A 17,868-nucleotide genomic window follows, 5' to 3' on the forward strand; every position below is an offset into this window, starting at 1 on the left:
GTACCTTCAGCATATACGTTCACTGTTGCATCAGCTTCTAAGTCTGTTGCAATAAAGCCTGTATCAGACATAGTAGCATTATCTGCTACCAAAGCATCTGGTGCTGTTGTGTCTGGATTTTCAGCAGGAGTTACATCAAACGTGAAACTATACTCACCTTCAAGCACTTTGCCATCTTTAGATTCAAGATTCTTACCTAAAGTAATAACATTAGAAGGTAGTAATGTGTTTGGTCCTACAGTAATTTGAATTGTATTATCGTCAATACCATCTTCACTATCTACCAATTCGATAGCTGTGCTTACAGGCAATGCTTTACCATTCAATGTATAGTTTGCAGGGTCTGTTGCACTACCAGTTCCAGTTAAAGCAACTGAATCAGTGAATGTGATGGTAATTGTATCATTCTCTGCACCTTCAGTACCTGCCACAAGGTAAGTAGCTCCTGATTTCTTAACAGCAAAATTAGAAGCTTCAGTAACTTCTTTTTTGATTGTAAACGTCTTAGAAGTAGTTGCTGCAGTGTTTCCTACATCATCGGAAATCGACTTAACTACAACTGTCCAGTTTTCACTTCCGCCGTCATTCACAACAGTTTGTGGTGTAGCTCCATCTCTTTCCACCCAATTAACTAAGAACTTGTTATCAATACCGTTATCAACAAGCTCTCCTACTTTTCCGATGAATGTACGAGTTTTGCCATCTTTGTCTTTACCAATAAATTCAACTGTCGTTCTTGGAAGCTCTTCCTGACCTTGTGCAAGAGTCTCATCTTGTTCAGATCCATATAGTTTAATTGGTTCATCCATTGTAACGACAAATTGTCCTTCAACATCTGCATTATTTACAGGCGTAATATCCGCGATTTCCGGGCTTGTAATATCTGGAGTATTTAATGCCGAGCCAACATAGTTAAGGCTTAGATTGATATCTTCAGTATTTTTCTTGCCGTTTACTTCTGTTGTTACTTTATCTTTTTTAACTACCAAACGGTACTTATCATTATAGTAGTTGTCTTTTGTTTCAGTAGTATCGTAAATTTCAGTCCAGTCCTGTTTAAGTGCAACTTTATACTGATTTACTTTACCAGGAATAGTAACAACTTTAAACGGTACATTCTTCGTTCCTTCTGTTCCGTTTGCAAGTTTCCAAACATCGTTCTCTGCATCATAAACTTCTAAAGCGATACTTCCAGATGGGTCTGCTAGAGTAGCTGCTTTATCAAATGACACGCGGAATTGTTCTGGTGAATCAACGATTACAGATGCTTTAGCAACGTCGTTATTCTCAGCTACTGTAAAGTCAAGATTCTGTGTTGTGCCAATGTTGTTCTCATCACTGTTAGCGGCAAAATCATAGATTTTGGATACTTGTAAAGCATGTTTGCCTGGTTTGAAGTAACCTAAACGGTCTGGATCTTCATTGTAACCATTGCCTAATGTAAGTGTTGCCAGATGACGCTCATCAACAAATTGCTTAGCCTCGTGATCAAAGTAGAACTGGCCTGGTGCTACAGTGAAATGTGTTGTTTCTTTATATTTCCCATCGATTAAATACGTAGCCTTATCAACAGGCTCTGAGAACTTAACAACTAGCTTGTTTTGTCCTTCAGGAGTAACGGAAGTTACATTTGGCGTACGCGCATCAACAAATTTGAATGCAACGTCAGAAACTGTTTCTTTTCCAAGTGAGTTTTCTACAGTTGAAACTACTTGTACATCAGAGTTATCCGTTAGGAATTCATCTCTTTTTAAAACAGCAATAACAGTTTTATTGTTTGGTCCTGGTAAGAAACCAACGACTTCTTTTTCTGTAGCTCCTTGAGTGACTGCAACATTATCTTTAAGAACGTCTGTTAGACGGCCTTGTGCATCCGTTTCAATAAACTGAGCTAAAGAAACAGGTTTATCAAATGTCAATGTTACACGGTCAGCTTCGTTTGAGTTTGCAGCTGTTAAGTTAACTGAATCTACTTCAGTTGAGCCTGATGCTTCAAATTTGACAGTTCCAACTCCTACTACTTGACCAATTAGATCCTTGTAGTCGCCAGAAGCTTCAATAATTTGAGCGTCAATTTTTGCTGTCATGCCTTGAGCATAGAACTCGGAGCGAAGAACGACAGTCGCTTTACCATTTTGGATAGTTGCACGTTTTTGTGCTAACTGACCATAGGTAGTATTTAGATCCAAAACAATATCATTTGCATTCGTATCTACTTGTCCTGTAACTTTATCAACAAGTGAGAACGTTACGGTTGTGTTATCGTGACCATCTGCTTCGATTGTACTCTTAGCAGGTGTTACTTCCAAATTCCAAAGATCTGTTACTGCCGGTGTTGTAAACGTAGCAGTTAGATTCTCAAGAGTTTCACCATCAACATGAAGATCTTTAACTACCACTGTATAATTCTTGCCATATTCTAGGCCGGAGATATCAAGTTTCACAGTTTTCTGGTCGTCAGATAGATTCGCAGAATTTACTTTTGCTCCGTCGATTGAGAAGTTAGCTGCAGTAGCTGTATCAACAGCTTTGTTGAATGTTACTTCAACAGTTGTCTTGTTAATCGCACTTACCGATTCAACTTTCAAATCACCTGCAGGAGCAATAACATTACCGTCCTTATCCAATACAGTACCTTCTGGAGTAAGTGTAACGTTATTATCTTCTTGGAACTTATCTTGATTTACAGCAGCTTCAAGTAACTGATCTGAAGGTAAAAGCATTGCAGAAGCTGCATATACTGTACCAGAAGTTGCTAGATAAGCATTACTGTTTAACAACCAAACCTTCTTATCAGCATTTGAAAGGTTTTTAAATTCTGTTTTACTAACGAAATCACCTGTTTTAATATCGTAAATACCTGTCTTAGCAACGGCAGCAGGCGTTTCAGCAGCCAATGCAGCAGCAGGCGTTAGTGCTGATGCAGCTAAAGCAGCACCTAACGTAACTTTTAGAGCTTTCTTCATTAAAATACCTCCAAGTTTCTCACATATATTTTTATCATTATTAAACTTGAAGTCTAAAGGGGCGCTTATAGGCCCCGATAGACTTTCAGTTTGCGTTAATTATAATTAGCGAAGGTCAACTTTGATTGCAGTTTCGCCTGTTTTTTCTTTACCATCAACTGTGTACTTTACAACAACTTTGTTGAAATCACCGAAGAAATCATCTTCAGCTTTAGTGAAAGTAAATTTACCATCAGTAACAGTTGCAGTTACAGTCTCTGGTCCATCTTCTTTACCAGTGAAAGTCATTGTTACTTCAGAAACACCAGCATCAGCGATTGTGCCTTGGATATCATAAGATACTGCTCCAGCAAATGTTTGAGCCAAAATGTTTGCAGATTCAGCTTTAACTGTAGTGAAAGTAATTTCACCTGGGTTTTCAGCTTTCAACTCAGCAATTTTAGTTTCTGCAGCTTCAAGTCGATCAACAGTTGATTTTGTAACTTGGTCCTTCTGTGCAGTTGTCAATGCATCGTAAGCTTTACGTGCTTCGTTCACAGCTGTTTCGTTTGCAAGCGTGATGTCTGCAACTGCTGGAAGTGCATTGATTTTAGAAATTACGTTAGAAACTGCTGGGTCAGCATTTGTCTGCTGATCCTTCAGACGATCATACTCCGCTTTTGAAACTTTCTCATAAACAAAGTACTTAGCGAACTGAGAGTTCTTTTCGTCGTAAAGAACAGTAACTTTGATGTTCTCGCCACGTAGATCACTCATTGCTTTTGTAGAGATGTCTGTTTTGTCTGTTGCATTTAGGATTAAACCGCTGTTAACAAGACGAGCTGTAGTTCCGTCAACAAATGTAACTTCTTTACGGCCAGTGTCTACGCTATCCACGATTAGATCTTTCTTGACGAATGAAGAAGATGCTGCAGTAATGTTGTCGACTGTTCCTTTGTTGTCTTTATCGAAACGAAGAACAACTACTGAACCTTTATCTAGGTTGTCATAACGCACATCGTCCACTTTGTAAGTTTCTTTTGAACCGTTAACAAATGCTGTGATCTCAACAACTTCTTTGTCAGAGTTGCGAAGTACATTTGTAATCAATGCAGCTTCATCAACTGTATCTTGCGCACTTGTTTCTTTAATGACTAGAGCGATTACTTCGCCATCTTCATTGTAGACGTAGTAAGAAGAAATGATGTCAGAGCCTTTGTAGTCGCCCCAAGTTGTAACTTTTACATCTTTCTCGTCAATTACACCGTTGCTGCTAGCTTTCTTCGCATCAAATACAACTGTACTGCTTTGAAGTTTCTTACCGCCAACATAGCTGTCTTTCGCTTCAACAGTTTTATCCGAAGTACCGAATCCACCATTTTTAGATGAAGTGCTAGTAAAGAATTCAAGTTCTTTAACTGCATTTGAATCATCCAACTTGAAGTTTACAACTGTGCTAGCTGCTTTAAGGCTAATTGTTTCTTTTACTCCAGTGCCGCTTGTCAATACGATATCGCTATTGTTGCCGCCTGCAAGAGATACTTCATACTCTTTTGCGTCTTTTGCGTTTTTCTTGATCGTGTAGTCTACACCGTTAATCGTAATTTTCTTAAGTGTTTCTAATTCAACTTGGTAAAGTTTGTCTTTGCCGTCTTGGTCAACAGTTTCAAATTGAGCAACTGCTTTGTTAAAGTCGATTTTTGTCTTGATATCTTCAGTCAAGATTGAAGTTTTCGTATTCTTAATTACGTCTGCAGTGTCTCCGCCCACGTATACTAAGTTGCCTGCACGGTCAAGATACAATGAAACTTCTCCTGCTGCTTGAAGTTCTTCAGCAGAGTCTTCGTCAATGTATTCTAGTTTGTTTTTATCATTCAAGTAGACTGCTTTTGCATAGTCTTTCTTCGCATACTTGTCGTTGTCTTTTGCATTGTGAACGAAGTCATATGTTTTTCCATCTACGCGAATTGCTTCATAGAATGTATCAGTGATTTTACCTGTAACTGTTTTGTTGTATACTTCAGCAAATCCGTCTTTATCGTTCGCATCGTTGCTGAAGAATAAAACGTCACCTTTTTTAAGGTCATCGAGGCTGATAACTTTACCGTCTTTAATGATCGTAGCGTCTTTTGCGTTGAATGAACCAGCAGTATCGCCTTCAATACCTACGACTTCTTTGTCTTCAACTTTATCGACAACTAAGAATTCGTTTAGGCTATATGCGCCAACATATTCGATGTCGCCAGCTTTGTCATATCCGACTTTAGCGAAGTTGTATCTTTTACCAACAAGTTCACTTGGAATTTTACCGTTATCTGTCGTGACTTTTTTACCATCGATATAAATTTCGAATTTTTTATTGCTGTCTTTTTCATTACGGTACGTATCATCAGTGATGTCGTACTTTTTATCTTCTGTAAGAAGTTTAACTGCATCTACTTTATCGATTTCTATTGAATCGTATTTTGCAGTAGCTGATTGGATTTCGTATTTAACCAATTCTTTCTCGCCGTTGTACCAAACACGTACTAGTTCACCTAATGCAGCTTGGTAATCAAAGTCTTCGTCTTTAAGTACTTTAATAGTTACAGAAGCGCCTGTTTTATCGTCAACAGCTGTGAATTTTTTGTTTTCAACATCAATGTCAGTAATACGTGATTCAGAGAAATTCGGACGATTGAATGTGAATGTTAAAAGTTCATTGTTTGCTTTTACGGAAACTGCATAGTCTGTTACATATTTTAGGACGTTTGCATTTTCATACGATTGGAATAGTTCAACTTGTGCACTCTTACCATCCGCTGCAAGTTTCACTGCTTTCACACCGTAAGACTCACCAGATTTCGCATCTTTGATTGAGATATCAGAAGGCTCAAGACCTGTTGTAACCGGTCTGCTGAAATCAATTTGCAAGAATTGGTTCGTATCGTTAAGACCCTCGACACTAAGAATACGCAATGTTAGAGCTTCTTCATTCAGGCTAGCTGTTCTGTGTAGGAATGAAGCGAACTGTCCACGAGTAGTCGTTCCTTTTGGGTTGAAAACTGGTGCAGCTGGGTTTGTGATATCGTAAAAGTCTAATACGTCGATATATGGTTGTGCTTCAGCTTTAGCTGATTTAAGGTCTGTTACATCACGTTTGAAATCTTCCGCTTTAACCTTTTCAACAAGGTCTGTTTCGTGAATTGCATCGTATGCACGCACAAGAACTAAAGCCATGTTTTCACGAGTGATGTTTCCTGTAGGGTCCAATTTACCATTGTTTCCTTGGAATACACCGTGATCCGCAACTAATGCTGCATATTGTAGCAATTCGTTGTTGGAATCAGCTGTTAGGTCAGTGAAACGCATGTTTGATTTGTAATCTGTTGGCACTGAATTTCCAAGAGATACAAGCCATTTCCCCATCATTTTAACAACGTCAGAGCGTGATAATGTTTTGTTTGGTTGGAAAGAACCATCTTGGTATCCTGAAATGATTCCCAATTCCGAAAGTGCATCGATTGCCACTTCGTGTGTGTTACCTTTTGTGTCATTGAATTCTGCCGCGCTTGCAATTGGCGCTACTGCAGATGCAACTAGTGCAGCTGATGCAGCTCCTACTATAAACTTGCGATACTTCGTTGGTTGGTTAGCCATTGAATAATTTCCTCCTCTTAGGTCTCTCTGTTTTTGCCGTAATACTACCTATGTATGAAAGTAGCAGGCATTACACAGTAAAGTATAGATAAGAACGGTAAAGATGTCAATTGAATTCTGGAAAGTTTGCTAGTTTCCTAACAAACATCGACAAATCTTTTTTGCCGCAACTTCTATTCTACCAAGAAAACTAGAAGATGCAAGTATTTGTCAACATGTTCTTAAAATTGTTTGTTTAAATCTTGGCTGGAACCTATGAATACAAAAAGGCTTGAACAGATGGGAACTGTTCAAGCCTTTTTGTTGCGGTCAACCAACCGTTACGCTTCGCGTGGCATTGTATTATATGCTGAGAGAAAATTATCCTTACACTTCCGTATTCTATCATTGAGTTTACTAGATTACAAGATACTTTTCGTAGATTACTTTTGTTTTTGTAAAACTTCCAATAAAAACTTCGGCAAGTTCATTTGCCGTTTGATCCGGCTTGGTTCTAGCAGCAATCGGTATAACCATTCAGCTCCTGCTTTTTGGAATGCGACAGGTGCGCGTTTGATATTGCCGGCCAGTACATCGAATGAGCCGCCGACTCCTTGGTAGAGAGTCGGGTTCAGTTGATTTCGATGTTGTACAATCCATTGTTCTTGTTTGGGTGATCCCATTGCGACGAACAGGATGTCAGGCTGGGCTTTGTTGATGGTTTCCAGTACGACTTGAGTATCTTTTTCGTAGCCATGTTGTACACCGGCGATTTGGATGTTTGGATGTAGTTCTTGTAATCTAGCAGCTGCTGCGTCGGCTACTCCGGGTTTGGCGCCGTAGAGGAAGATTCGTTTTCCTCTTTTGGCTGCCTCTTGTACGATACGGTCCATCATGTCGATGCCGGTGACGCGTGATTTGATCTGGCCCTTTTTCAGCTTGGACGCGAGGATGACGCCGATGCCATCCGGGATTTGGAATTCCGCTCGGTTGAGCAAGGCTTTCAGTTCGGCGTCTTCTTTCGCTTTCATAAGCTTTTCAGGATTGATCGCGACGACGAGGGATTTTTTTCCCTCATCTATATTCGCGAACACTTTTGGGATCAGTTCGTCGTAGTTTTCGGTATTGACAGAAACGCCTAGAATTTCTTCTTTCATGAGTGAAGTTGCCCTTCTTTTTTGCCGTCCCCTAGTTTGAAGAAGCGATATTCCGCTTGCTCCCACTTATCAGGGTTGAGGGCGTTTTTCGTGTCGAGCATCATCGGTCTTGGTTGTTTCGTTTGCAGGCTCGCCGGGTTGAGCTGTTTGAATTCGTCATGATCGGTAGTTAATAGAAGAAGATCGGCATGTTGGATTGCTTCTTCTAGTGTTGCCGTTTGCGTTGCGTGCTGCAGTTGCTTGATGTGTGGATCGAAAGAAGTGACTTCGATACCCAGTTCTTGCAGCGACTCAATGACTTTCGTTGCCGGGCTTTCGCGCATGTCGTCGACGTTGCCTTTGAATGCAAGTCCGAGAACCGCCACTTTGCCGTTTTCGATGCCGTAGTCTTCTAATAATTTCTGTGCTCTCTTAGCTGTGTACATCGGCATGCCGTCGTTTGTCAGGCGTGCTTTTTTAATGATGTCCGCTTTATCCGGTGCCAGTTCGACAAGGAACCATGGATCGACCGCGATGCAGTGTCCCCCAACGCCTGGTCCTGGTGTATGGATGTTGACGCGTGGATGGAAGTTCGCGAACTTGATCGCTTCCCAAATGTCCACGTCGATGCCTTCTGCGATTTTCGCTAGTTCATTCGCGAACGCGATGTTGACGTCGCGGTAGGTGTTTTCCATTACTTTGACGAGTTCCGCTGTGGTAGCGTCTGTCAGGTGAATCGTGCCTTGTACGAACGCTTGGTACAACTCCTTCGTCAGTTCTGCTGATTTCGGGTTGATGCCCCCTACGATACGGTCGTTGTTGACAAGTTCTTCGAAGATCTTGCCTGGGATGACGCGTTCTGGTGAATGGGAGACGAACAGTTCTTCACCAAGGATCAGACCCGTTTTGCGTAGTTCCGGCAGCATGACGTTTTCGACCGTTTTTGGTGGGACGGTAGATTCCAGAATGACGAGTGCGCCTTTTTTGACGTATGGCACGATGGATGCCGTCGCTTGGCGGATGAATTCTAGATTTGCCGTGTTGTCAGGGTTGATTGGCGACGGAACGGCGATGATGTAGACATCCGCTTCTACTGGCGTCGCCGAAGCTGTGAAGTGTCCTTCATCCACTGCTTGTTCGAGACGTTGTTGCAGACCATTTTCTTCTATATGTAGTTGTTTATTGTTGATGAGTTTCACCGCGCGTTCGTTTTTATCCACGCCGTGTACTTGTAGGCCGCTGTTCGCGAACATGACAGCAGTTGGCAGGCCGATGTAGCCGAGACCGACCACGCATAGTTTCTTTTGCATAATGTATTCTACCTTCGCTTTCCGTGGGATCGTCTCCAGGGTCTGCACTACAGATGGGATGCTTTCCGAGCATAAGCGCAACGTTGCAAGCACATCTTCCGCTTCGACCCTAAAGAATGTATGAGGAGATATTTTGCCCACACTGTTTAGAGTAAGTAAAAATTAAAGAAAAACATTCATGTTTATATTGACATCTACATAGTATACCAAGTTATTGACTTACCGACCAATTTTAATTCTTTTGAGTGGTCTGTACCTTGTATGTTGTGTAGGTTCCTTGTTTTACGGTTCGTCCAGCGGTGCTTTTTGTTCCTGGATGGACGATGAGCATGTACTCAGCGCCAAGTTGCATCGGTTTGACGGGTTGTATGGTCATCGTTTTGTCGTTTGTTTGCTTTTTTGTTGTAGGTATAGAGACGCTGCCGAATTTGATAAGTTCCATTTTGTCGTAGTTTTTTGCCGGGCCGAAGTTCATCGGCTGGGTAAACTCGACGTTGAATGTTTTTTGTTGCGGTACGGCGGTCGGAATTTCGATGTGTTTATATTTTTTATTCGCTAGATCGAATGTGATCATGCGTTTGTGCAGACCGGTCAGTTCCGTGCCTGGTGCCATTTTGATGGTCGGTTGGACGCCTTTGTGTTGGACGGGCGTGCCTTTTGGTCCTGTGTAGTGTCCGGTTGTTAGTTTGAGCGCTCCGCCGTTCGCTAGTTCAAATAGGGATTGGACGCTGCCCTTGCCTTTCGTGTTCTCCCCTACCACTACGGCTGCTTCTTGGTCCTTGACGCTAACGGCGACGATTTCCGATGCGGAAGCCGAGTAGCGATTGACGAGTACGTAGGTGTCGGCCGGGAATTTATTTTTCGCTGGGATCGCTTTTGCGGATTCGGTGCCCATGCGTGTTTTCAGTTTGTAGGCGTCTTTTACTTTCGGGAAAAAGCCTAGTAGTTGTTCGGCGCTTTCGACATAGCCGCCACCGTTAAAACGTAGATCCAATACCAGTTTTTCGGCACCTTGCTTTTTCAATTGTGTCCAGTGGGTATTGACGTCTTCCAGTAGATGCGATGAAAAAGTCTTGATTTTCAAATAACCGACATTTCCATACATCATATGTGATTGGACATTGGTTTTATGTACCACTGGCGCTGCGGTAGCCGCTACTTGTGTCGGTGTGCCGGCGCTTGCGTATTGATTCAGATACTCTTTGTATTCCGCCGGTGTTAGGTAGACCGAGTATTCATCGAGTTGGCTGACGATTTCCTTGACGTTTTTGGCTTTTTGAATGTTGTTCGGTTTTTCGCCGTAGTAGTAGAGTTCCACAATTTCTTTGACTTCATCTAGTGTGGCTGCCTCGGATACGGGCGTCAGGCAGAGCCATGCGATGATGGCTGCTGCCGCGATGGCTGCTTGTTTCATTGGGTTTCCTCCTTATTATTGGGCAGTTTTTTTATGTATCTACTCACTATACCCTACCTGGCCGGTATTAAGCAGAGTAGATGGGTTTATTTTTTCGAGTAGAGGTTGACCCAGTAGATTTTGCCGTTTTTGTCGGTGGCTGTGCCGGCTCCCATGTGGGTGAATGTCGGGCTTAGGAGATTTTCCTTGTGGCCGGGTGATGCGAGCCAGGCGTCGGTGACTCCTTTGGCGCTGATGTAGCCGGCTGCGATGTTTTCTCCGTAAGCTTTCCATTTGTAGTTGAATTTCGCAAGCATTTCGGGCACGGTGCCGTAAGTCGGGGAGGTGTGTGAGAGTTCCCCATGTTTTGCCATGTCTTCGGCTTTGGCGGCGGCGATTTTATTGAGTGCCGGGTCTGCTTGTAGGCTTGAGACTTTGGCAGCTTTGCGTTCGGCGTTGACGTTGATGATCGTTTGGGCCGCTAGTGATGGTTGAGTGACTGGTGGTTCTGGTTTTGGCGGCTCGGGCTTTGGTTCCTCTGGTTTCGGCGTTGTTGGCTTGGACGGCTGTTGGTTGTCGACGTACATTTTCTTTTGTTTGTCGTAGGTGATCAGCCCTATTGCGCGTTTGTTGTCGAATTCGATCGTACGGTGTAGGAATGCAGCCATTTGCGCACGGGTGACGGGTTCATTCGGCTTGAAATGGGTGCCCGGACGCGTTGTCGTGATGTTGAGTTCGGCGATCGTGATGATGTGCGCGTAGGCGCCATTGGATTTCGTGACGTCGGCGAACCGGATGAAGTCGTTGTCGTCGGTGATGATGTTGTAGCCGAGGACGAGCAGCTTCGCCATTTGTCCGCGCGTGAGCGGAGCGTTCGGATTGAATTTCGTTTGATTGGCAAATAGACCTTTTTCGGTGAGTGCGCGAATGTGGTCGTAGGCGCCGTGCGTTGGTGTGACGTCGGTGAAATTCAGCTTGTAGGCGTTGCTTGGATTCGCTTTGATGGCGAGCGCGATCATCTTGGCGGCCTGGGCGCGCGTGACGGGCTGGTTGAGACGGTATGTGTTGTCCGGGTAGCCGTTGATGATTTTATTGGCAGCCATGTAGGTGATGGCTTCGTTTGCGTAGTGATTGGCTGGGACATCTTTGAATGTTGCGGCTTCGGCAGTCGGCGCGTAGGTTGCGGCGACTGCGGTGGCAGCTATGGTGATGGTGGTTGTGCCGATGAATCTATTTTTATTGCGGTGGGTTTGAGTGTTTTTAAGTTTCATAGGTTTGGCCTCCTTTTGTATGAGTATACTGGATATTGGGGTGGATTTGGTAGGGGGTTTGGGATTTTTGTGTGAGGTTATGAGCGCGTAGGTGGGGTTTATGAGCGCGAAGGGGCGTTGTATGAGCGGAATGCGGGGGTGTATGAGCGCACGGAGGGGTGTTATGAGCACGGATCAAAGTTTTATGAGCGCTTGCGGCAAATTTATGATCATGGTTAGAAAAAGCGCATGAAAAATCCATGCGCTTGCTAGAGTGATAAGTTCGTAGGCAAGGTGAGAAGTTTGGGAGATAGTTGGTAGATAGAGCTTTTGTTTTTTCCGCTCAGTTCGGTGTATGGATTGGCTAACAATCGCTTCGCCGTGTGCCGTGAATGAATTCTGCTGAATTGTCTAAACTGCCGGTTGGTGAGTTGCTTTCCATTTATGTAATACCATTCCTGCAACGTATTCAGGTGGGAGGCTTTATCTTGATATCCGCACGCTTGGCACTGCCACATCTTTTGCCCCCATTGCATGGTGAGGCGATTGCAACCATGACAAGTGACGCCCATTTCGAGCTCTTCTAAGGATAGTTGGTATTTTTGGTTGAGTGAGTGAGGTTCGAATACCCGATGAGCGTGGGTCAGTTCATTTGCCAGCTGCTGAACTTGGTTTTCATTCAGAATGGAGGCATCTATTTCCAGCGCGCGCAGCTTATTTGGCACCTCATACGAAAATGCAATGCGGTGGGCTGCCAGGTTTTCGATAAGAAGTTCGTTGTTATACGCGAATACGACGAAATCTATAAGGGGGATATCGATTTGTCGCTGCTTCAGCCAGTTGCCTAAGAAGTATTTTTTCCGTTCCAATTCTTCGATCGGGCTTCTTAGCACAGTACGTTCTCCGGTCGCCATCTCTCGAATGAATTGTGTAGGATTTTGCTTAATATGCAATTTGCCCGCAATGTTTTTGATTTCAAACAGAACAATCATGCTTGGTGTAATAAGCAGCGAATCAATTTGGAAATAGACTTGATCTTGTTTTAAATAGAGGTCGTGCAAAACAGCATGTGGATAGCCCGGCGCAAACTCCCTTAGTTGATAGTCAAACTCCCTCTACCCACCGAATCCCGCTTTGCCATTGTAAAAGTCAGTGCTGATTTTTTCGTATTTATGATGAGTAGGCGGCAGTCGTTTCAACAGTGCGTGTTGACCAATGATCAGTTTAGGCGTGGCGCGTGTTTTGTAGATCAGATGGATTCCCTCCTGTATTAGTGTTGTAATCCTCATTATATCAAGATTATAAGGATGTGGGAATTTTTAGGAGAAATTTGATTTTGATGCTGAATTTGGAGATGAAATTCGATTTTGCAGGTGTTTTAATAGTTGGAAATGAATTTCCGCGTCCGGCATGTCACTGGAGTTTGGGTGTTTTGTAAAAAATGTGTATTTCGACCTACTTGGTGTGGGGTGTCGGGTTGTGAGGCGTGATGCGCGGGCTATGAGCGGATAGGGAGGGTTTATGAGCGTGGGAGGCAATGTTATGAGCGGCGCGGGCAAGTTTATGAGCGTAAGTGGAGGGTTTATGAGCGCGGGAGGCAATGTTATGAGCGGCGCGGGCAAGTTTATGAGCGTGGGTGGAGGGCTTATGAGCGCGGCAGAAGGATTTATGAGCGCTTGAAGAAGTTTTATGAGCGCGAGCGACCCTACTCTCCCCTTGCTTAGATAAACAAGTACAGGGCAAGGGGTATGAGCGCGTGTAGGGGTTTTATGAGCGCTTACGGGAGGCTTATGAGCGCGGACACCCGCCGGATCAATAAAAAAAACTGCCACAGGGGCAGTTTTTAATGTTTGATCATATAGCGTGCATAGCTTTTCCAGTGGACGCCTTTCCATTTGTCCCATTCCGGTAGATAGAGTGGAAGTGGATGGAAGACAGTCTGGTTATCCAGGTTGTTGTTAAGATTGTCGTTGTACAGTGCGACCATACCTGATTCGGTTCCGCTTGTTAAGATGGAACGGTCAAGCGAGGTAAATGGTGTACTGACGCTAGTTTGGATAGCGCGCCCCTTACTGTCGAGCGTCCAGACTTTTGCACTGTCACTGGTTTTGTTGACCAGCCAACCCGTTTTGACGCTAGTTGCTTGGTTGGCTTCGTTTGTTTGAATGAAGATGTTGACATTAGTAGCGAATGGCAATTCTAGTTGTTCGTCATATGGCGCGATACGGACTTCATAGTACGCCTGCGAATTTTCTTTTTGCGTGCCGCCTAATGCTTTGTATGATTTTAACCAGTTATCGTCCTGGGCAGGCACTTTGGAAACCGAAACAACGGTTCCGCTCATCGTCGAAACTTCTTCCGGATAATCCCCTTGGATGCGCTTGCGGTCATTCACTTGCTTTTTTTCATCTGGTGTTTGTTCAGATGAACCTTCAGGTGTTTCTTCGAATTGCAGATCATCGTTTGTGTCACTGTCCGGATTGTCGATGTAAGGATCATCGGTGCCGTTAACCGGCTCGTCCGAATCAACATCGTATTCATCCATCTGGTCATCGAATGAATTGCCGTCAACTTCATGGTCCAAGTCATCGTATGGATCTTCGGTTGCGGCAACCGCCACATCGCTGCCTCCGATACTGCTCACACTGTCCGAATCTTCATCGATCATATAAGGTGTGCGGATGGCTTCGTGCTGGATGGTAACGAAACTGCCGGGTTCGATGTCGAGCCACTCGTCATGCCGAACGTAGGTGACGATGGTCTGATCCGTGCTGTAAATATCGATTGATGGCGCGGCACCTTCGCGGTTGATTTTGACGACATAGCCATTGACCGGACTTGTCATCGCAGCTTCGGTCGGTAATCGGTCAATTTTCGAATCCAGTGTTTCGATTTGGCGTTGCACTTGAGCGAGGTCTCGCTCTGCGTCCGCGATAGCTTGTGCGAATGCTCCACTCCCCGCCACATCCACATTCACTTGCACTTTCTCTTCGTAAAGCGAATCATAGGAATTGTTGTCGTTTCTCATGCTATCGCTGCGTTCCTGTTCATCTTCCAAGTCGCTGATCGTCTGGCGAATCGTGGAGACTTGGTTTTGCAATGCCGATCGTTCAGCATTTAATTCGTTGTGCTGTTCGTCGAAGTACTCGGTTTTCAAGGAGGCGAGTTCTGTGCCGAAGTCGACTGACTCCCCTTCTTGAACGAGCCAGGAATCGATTGTCTGATCTTCTTTCAAGTAGACGGTATACAAATCTTTTGGTGCAATAAAGCCTTCCTTGTCGAGCTCTTTTGTGTAGTCACCCGTTGCCAATCGTTCATAATCATTCACATAGTATGATTTCGGAATGTCGCTTTTTCCGAAGAAAACAAGATAACTGTTCAAGGCTATAAAGGACAGTATAAGGATCATTGCGATAATTTTTCGCCATTTCACCATTTATAGCCCTCCTATCATTAATAGATTCAGCAGTTTTTCAACAGGTATAAAACCGACCGCTGCTGTAATTAAAGCAAAGGCAATCTGTATGGCGATTAGCAGCCAGAGGACATCTTTGCGAATTTCATCACCCTCATAGAAACGAATAAAGCGATATTGCACTGCCACGATAAGCGCAGTGAAAATCGTCAGCTGATTGACGAAATAAATAATGTACCAGTTTTCGAGAAACTTCATTGCCAGCGGTCCAAATGAAAAAATTGAGATGCTTGCCGTTTTGCCCGCCAATGCGAAGACGATGAACAAGATCGCTTTTTCGAATACTAGCAACCCTGTCACCACCAACTGCAATTTCAGCAGTGGTTTGAAAGGGATATTCGTCACCTTGCTCAAAATCCATGCTACGCCCCAAAAATGGAACGACATGTAGATCACCGACCATATAACCGATCCGATCAGTGCGGCGTAACGTGCGATAGTGTAGTCGTCTAACGTGCCGTTCGCCAAAATATATGTCATCGTCTCCGTGTTCATCCCCCACATATCGCGAAGCACGAACAGGATAATACCAAAAATAAACACGCCAAACACACGACGCTTGAAACCCGTCACTGTCCCTTGTCCAAGTTCAACGGCAAGCCGGTCTGGATAGACTATTGAACGCCAATAACCGTAATTAGAATACATATGTACTTCTCCTTTACCTTCAACATATTCGTGCGAATAGTATCAGTTTCTATCTCTCTTACTTTATCAGAAAATGACGAATTTGCAACGATTGTCTTGTTTGGTGGTAAATTAATAGAAGCGTAATGGTTTTCACTATGCCGGACTACAATTCTCTATTCATCTCACACCATAGTGTATGTGTTGGTCCACAGCCTCATTTATACCAAAAACGGTAGTTCAATCTATCTAATTAGTTGTCTGAATGTTTAAAAATCCGTAACATCGGTTATAATGGGATGTATGGCGGGTATGTCAAGCAGTAAGGACGAGATGTTCCTCGCAACTATACAAAGGAGTGATGAGCGATGAATTTGGAGAAGACGATTGAGTTTACGTGGCAAGACTTTGCACTTGGGCTGGGTGGATCAGGGATTTTCGTATTGGCGCTCCATTTCCTAACACTATGAGGACGTGGAAGATCATGTTTCAATCAACATAAAAACACCTCGGTTTTGACGCATATGAGATGCGCGGTCAACTGAGGTGTTTTTTAATCGGTCATTCTCAAATTACTCGCAGTCCTTCCATCAACTCCTTAAACAAGAGTCGGTTTTTCGTTTCCAGTGCGTAATCTACCATACGTTCCCAATTCTCTCTTTCCAATTGCTCCACCAATCCCTCTGCTTCCCGCATACCTTCTTCCTGAAGATGGCCGTCCACTTCCATCGCTCCTTCGAGTATAGTCGACAAATGCAAATGCAAATCGGAAACTAGCAATAATTGATAAAGTGGGATCCGAATGAACCGACGCCCCCGTTGAAACACGAATACCTCCCCTAGATTCTCAATCTGTAAGCTCCGCGTGTTGATGACGATCTCTTTGCCTTCTGTCGGCACGAACTGAAACACTTCTTCATTTTTAATGATCGAGAAATACTGATAGGCGAATACAAGGCGCAAATTGAACTCTTCTCTACTCGTGAAAAAAGGCTGGATTCGCTTTATGAGCAGCATGTTTTCCCCTCCCTTTACTAATCATACGAATATTCCGATTATTAATAATATATCATAATTAGAAGGGTTTTGTGAATGATATGTGTCAGAATGCACTCAATATGTCAAGAGAATTTTCTGATTGCTGTCATATTTGCTCAGCTTGCCGTTTTCCCTATCTTTCTAGCGTAAGACAAACGATTTTTGTAAAGGTACAAAAGGAATTTCATGCTTGGCCAATTGGGTCTGCAGTTTTTGGCAGACATCTGTGCCCGACGTGCTGTACAAAAAGACGATTTGATTGTTCTCATAATAAATTGCCACTTGCTGAAAAGTCATCTCACAAAGTACCATCTCGTGTATGTAGAATACTTTACGCTGCGCATCATGTCTCAGCTTTTCTGCTATTTTCATAATTGGCATTTTATTGAAAAGTATGGGCTCCATATTTTCTAAATGGTATTGCAATTGAGGTATATGTAAAGTCAATTGCATTGTTTCTATTCCCTCCCCTCCTCTATCCATTATGTTAATATTCTCATAATTATTACCAAAAACTATTAAATTGCCGATTTGACATGACTGATTGTCTAATTGTCAATTATCGAGAAATCGTTCCACTTTTCTTATACGATTGCGAGAAAAATGGGTGATAGAGTATGAGTTTTGGTACGCAATTACGTGAATATCGTGAAGAGCATCTTGAAATTACTCAAAAGCAGATGGCAATGGATTTAGGCTTGGATGCTGGAAACCTATCAAGATATGAATCGAATCATCGAGAATTCCCCATCAGCCATTTGCCCCATGTACAGAAAGTCTACGATATTCCAGATGACGTCTTCCTAGCAATGATCTTGGACCGGCCCCTAAAAACAGTTCTTTCATTGAAAGGGCTTCAAACATTAGAATATCAAAGCAGCTATTCGGATTCCTTTGTCGAGCAGCATGCTGATTTAATAGAGTCAGAACCGATATTAAAAGAGATTATCATGCGAACTGCCCATCTGAACAAGGAAGAGCGGCAGTTATTTTTATCCGGCATCCGAAACTTATTGCAATTATTCGGCAATCAATCGCATCGTTAAATAAGATTCCTCCAAAGCGTTCTTAAGCAG

At 43.4% G+C, this 17,868-nt stretch carries 11 protein-coding genes and 1 pseudogene; 1 reads left to right on the plus strand and 11 read right to left on the minus strand.

The genetic code is table 11. The features are described 5' to 3' along the window. From H7J92_RS01640 to H7J92_RS01690, 11 genes and pseudogenes are all read right to left on the minus strand, one after another. Nucleotides 1-2,966 (minus strand): hypothetical protein (locus H7J92_RS01640; protein WP_221835121.1); only part of this gene is annotated, 2,966 nt, incomplete at its 3' end. Between the two features lie 105 nt (nt 2,967-3,071). After that, a complete protein-coding gene (locus H7J92_RS01645; protein ID WP_221835123.1) occupies nt 3,072-6,584 on the minus strand; it encodes an S-layer homology domain-containing protein in 3,513 nt (1,170 codons plus the stop codon). Nucleotides 6,585-7,006: 422 nt separating this feature from the next. Next, nucleotides 7,007-7,720 carry a WecB/TagA/CpsF family glycosyltransferase gene (locus tag H7J92_RS01650; RefSeq protein ID WP_009766164.1) on the minus strand — a complete coding sequence of 238 codons (714 nt, stop codon included), beginning with the start codon at nt 7,718-7,720 and terminating at the stop codon, nt 7,007-7,009. Further along, the gene (locus H7J92_RS01655) at nt 7,717-9,009 is read right to left on the minus strand and encodes a nucleotide sugar dehydrogenase (protein ID WP_040758477.1); all 1,293 of its coding nucleotides are present in this window, start codon (nt 9,007-9,009) and stop codon (nt 7,717-7,719) included. The genes H7J92_RS01650 and H7J92_RS01655 overlap by 4 nt, the downstream gene beginning before the upstream one ends. A gap of 232 nt (nt 9,010-9,241) precedes the next feature. Next, complete coding sequence (locus H7J92_RS01660; RefSeq protein WP_009766166.1) at nt 9,242-10,423, minus strand: S41 family peptidase; 1,182 nt, start codon at nt 10,421-10,423, stop codon at nt 9,242-9,244. A gap of 86 nt (nt 10,424-10,509) precedes the next feature. Then, nucleotides 10,510-11,673: a CAP and S-layer homology domain-containing protein gene (locus H7J92_RS01665; protein ID WP_009766167.1), complete on the minus strand. Its 1,164-nt coding sequence runs from the start codon at nt 11,671-11,673 to the stop codon at nt 10,510-10,512. A gap of 248 nt (nt 11,674-11,921) precedes the next feature. Beyond that, nucleotides 11,922-12,752: pseudogene (locus tag H7J92_RS01670) on the minus strand (nuclease-related domain-containing protein); the annotation flags it as partial. 743 nt (nt 12,753-13,495) lie between these two features. Next, complete coding sequence (locus tag H7J92_RS01675; RefSeq protein WP_009766171.1) at nt 13,496-15,088, minus strand: HlyD family secretion protein; 1,593 nt, start codon at nt 15,086-15,088, stop codon at nt 13,496-13,498. Continuing rightward, nucleotides 15,089-15,775, minus strand: a complete 687-nt coding sequence (locus tag H7J92_RS01680) for a hypothetical protein (RefSeq protein WP_009766172.1) — start codon at nt 15,773-15,775, stop codon at nt 15,089-15,091. A gap of 546 nt (nt 15,776-16,321) precedes the next feature. Beyond that, on the minus strand, nt 16,322-16,771 hold the full coding sequence (locus H7J92_RS01685; protein ID WP_009766173.1) for a hypothetical protein: 450 nt from the start codon (nt 16,769-16,771) through the stop codon (nt 16,322-16,324). A gap of 162 nt (nt 16,772-16,933) precedes the next feature. Then, nucleotides 16,934-17,245 (minus strand): hypothetical protein, encoded by a 312-nt coding sequence (locus H7J92_RS01690; protein ID WP_040758484.1) that lies wholly within the window; start codon nt 17,243-17,245, stop codon nt 16,934-16,936. 164 nt (nt 17,246-17,409) lie between these two features. Here H7J92_RS01690 and H7J92_RS01695 point away from each other — a divergent pair, with 164 nt between their 5' ends. Next, the gene (locus tag H7J92_RS01695) at nt 17,410-17,838 is read left to right on the plus strand and encodes a helix-turn-helix domain-containing protein (protein ID WP_009766175.1); all 429 of its coding nucleotides are present in this window, start codon (nt 17,410-17,412) and stop codon (nt 17,836-17,838) included. The last annotated feature ends 30 nt before the right edge of the window (nt 17,839-17,868 follow it).

It is taken from the genome of Sporosarcina aquimarina (assembly GCF_019748715.1).
In the GTDB taxonomy this organism is placed as follows: domain Bacteria; phylum Bacillota; class Bacilli; order Bacillales_A; family Planococcaceae; genus Sporosarcina; species Sporosarcina newyorkensis.

Excerpts from the sequence above, each read along its gene's own strand:
- H7J92_RS01655 (WP_040758477.1), bottom strand. The coding sequence starts at position 9,009 with ATGCAAAAGAAACTATGCGTGGTCGGTCTCGGCTACATCGGCCTGCCA.
- H7J92_RS01645 (WP_221835123.1), bottom strand. The coding sequence starts at position 6,584 with ATGGCTAACCAACCAACGAAGTATCGCAAGTTTATAGTAGGAGCTGCA.
- H7J92_RS01665 (WP_009766167.1), bottom strand. The coding sequence starts at position 11,673 with ATGAAACTTAAAAACACTCAAACCCACCGCAATAAAAATAGATTCATC.
- H7J92_RS01680 (WP_009766172.1), bottom strand. The coding sequence starts at position 15,775 with ATGTATTCTAATTACGGTTATTGGCGTTCAATAGTCTATCCAGACCGG.
- H7J92_RS01695 (WP_009766175.1), top strand. The coding sequence starts at position 17,410 with ATGAGTTTTGGTACGCAATTACGTGAATATCGTGAAGAGCATCTTGAA.
- H7J92_RS01685 (WP_009766173.1), bottom strand. The coding sequence starts at position 16,771 with ATGCTGCTCATAAAGCGAATCCAGCCTTTTTTCACGAGTAGAGAAGAG.
- H7J92_RS01660 (WP_009766166.1), bottom strand. The coding sequence starts at position 10,423 with ATGAAACAAGCAGCCATCGCGGCAGCAGCCATCATCGCATGGCTCTGC.
- H7J92_RS01675 (WP_009766171.1), bottom strand. The coding sequence starts at position 15,088 with ATGGTGAAATGGCGAAAAATTATCGCAATGATCCTTATACTGTCCTTT.
- H7J92_RS01690 (WP_040758484.1), bottom strand. The coding sequence starts at position 17,245 with ATGCAATTGACTTTACATATACCTCAATTGCAATACCATTTAGAAAAT.
- H7J92_RS01650 (WP_009766164.1), bottom strand. The coding sequence starts at position 7,720 with ATGAAAGAAGAAATTCTAGGCGTTTCTGTCAATACCGAAAACTACGAC.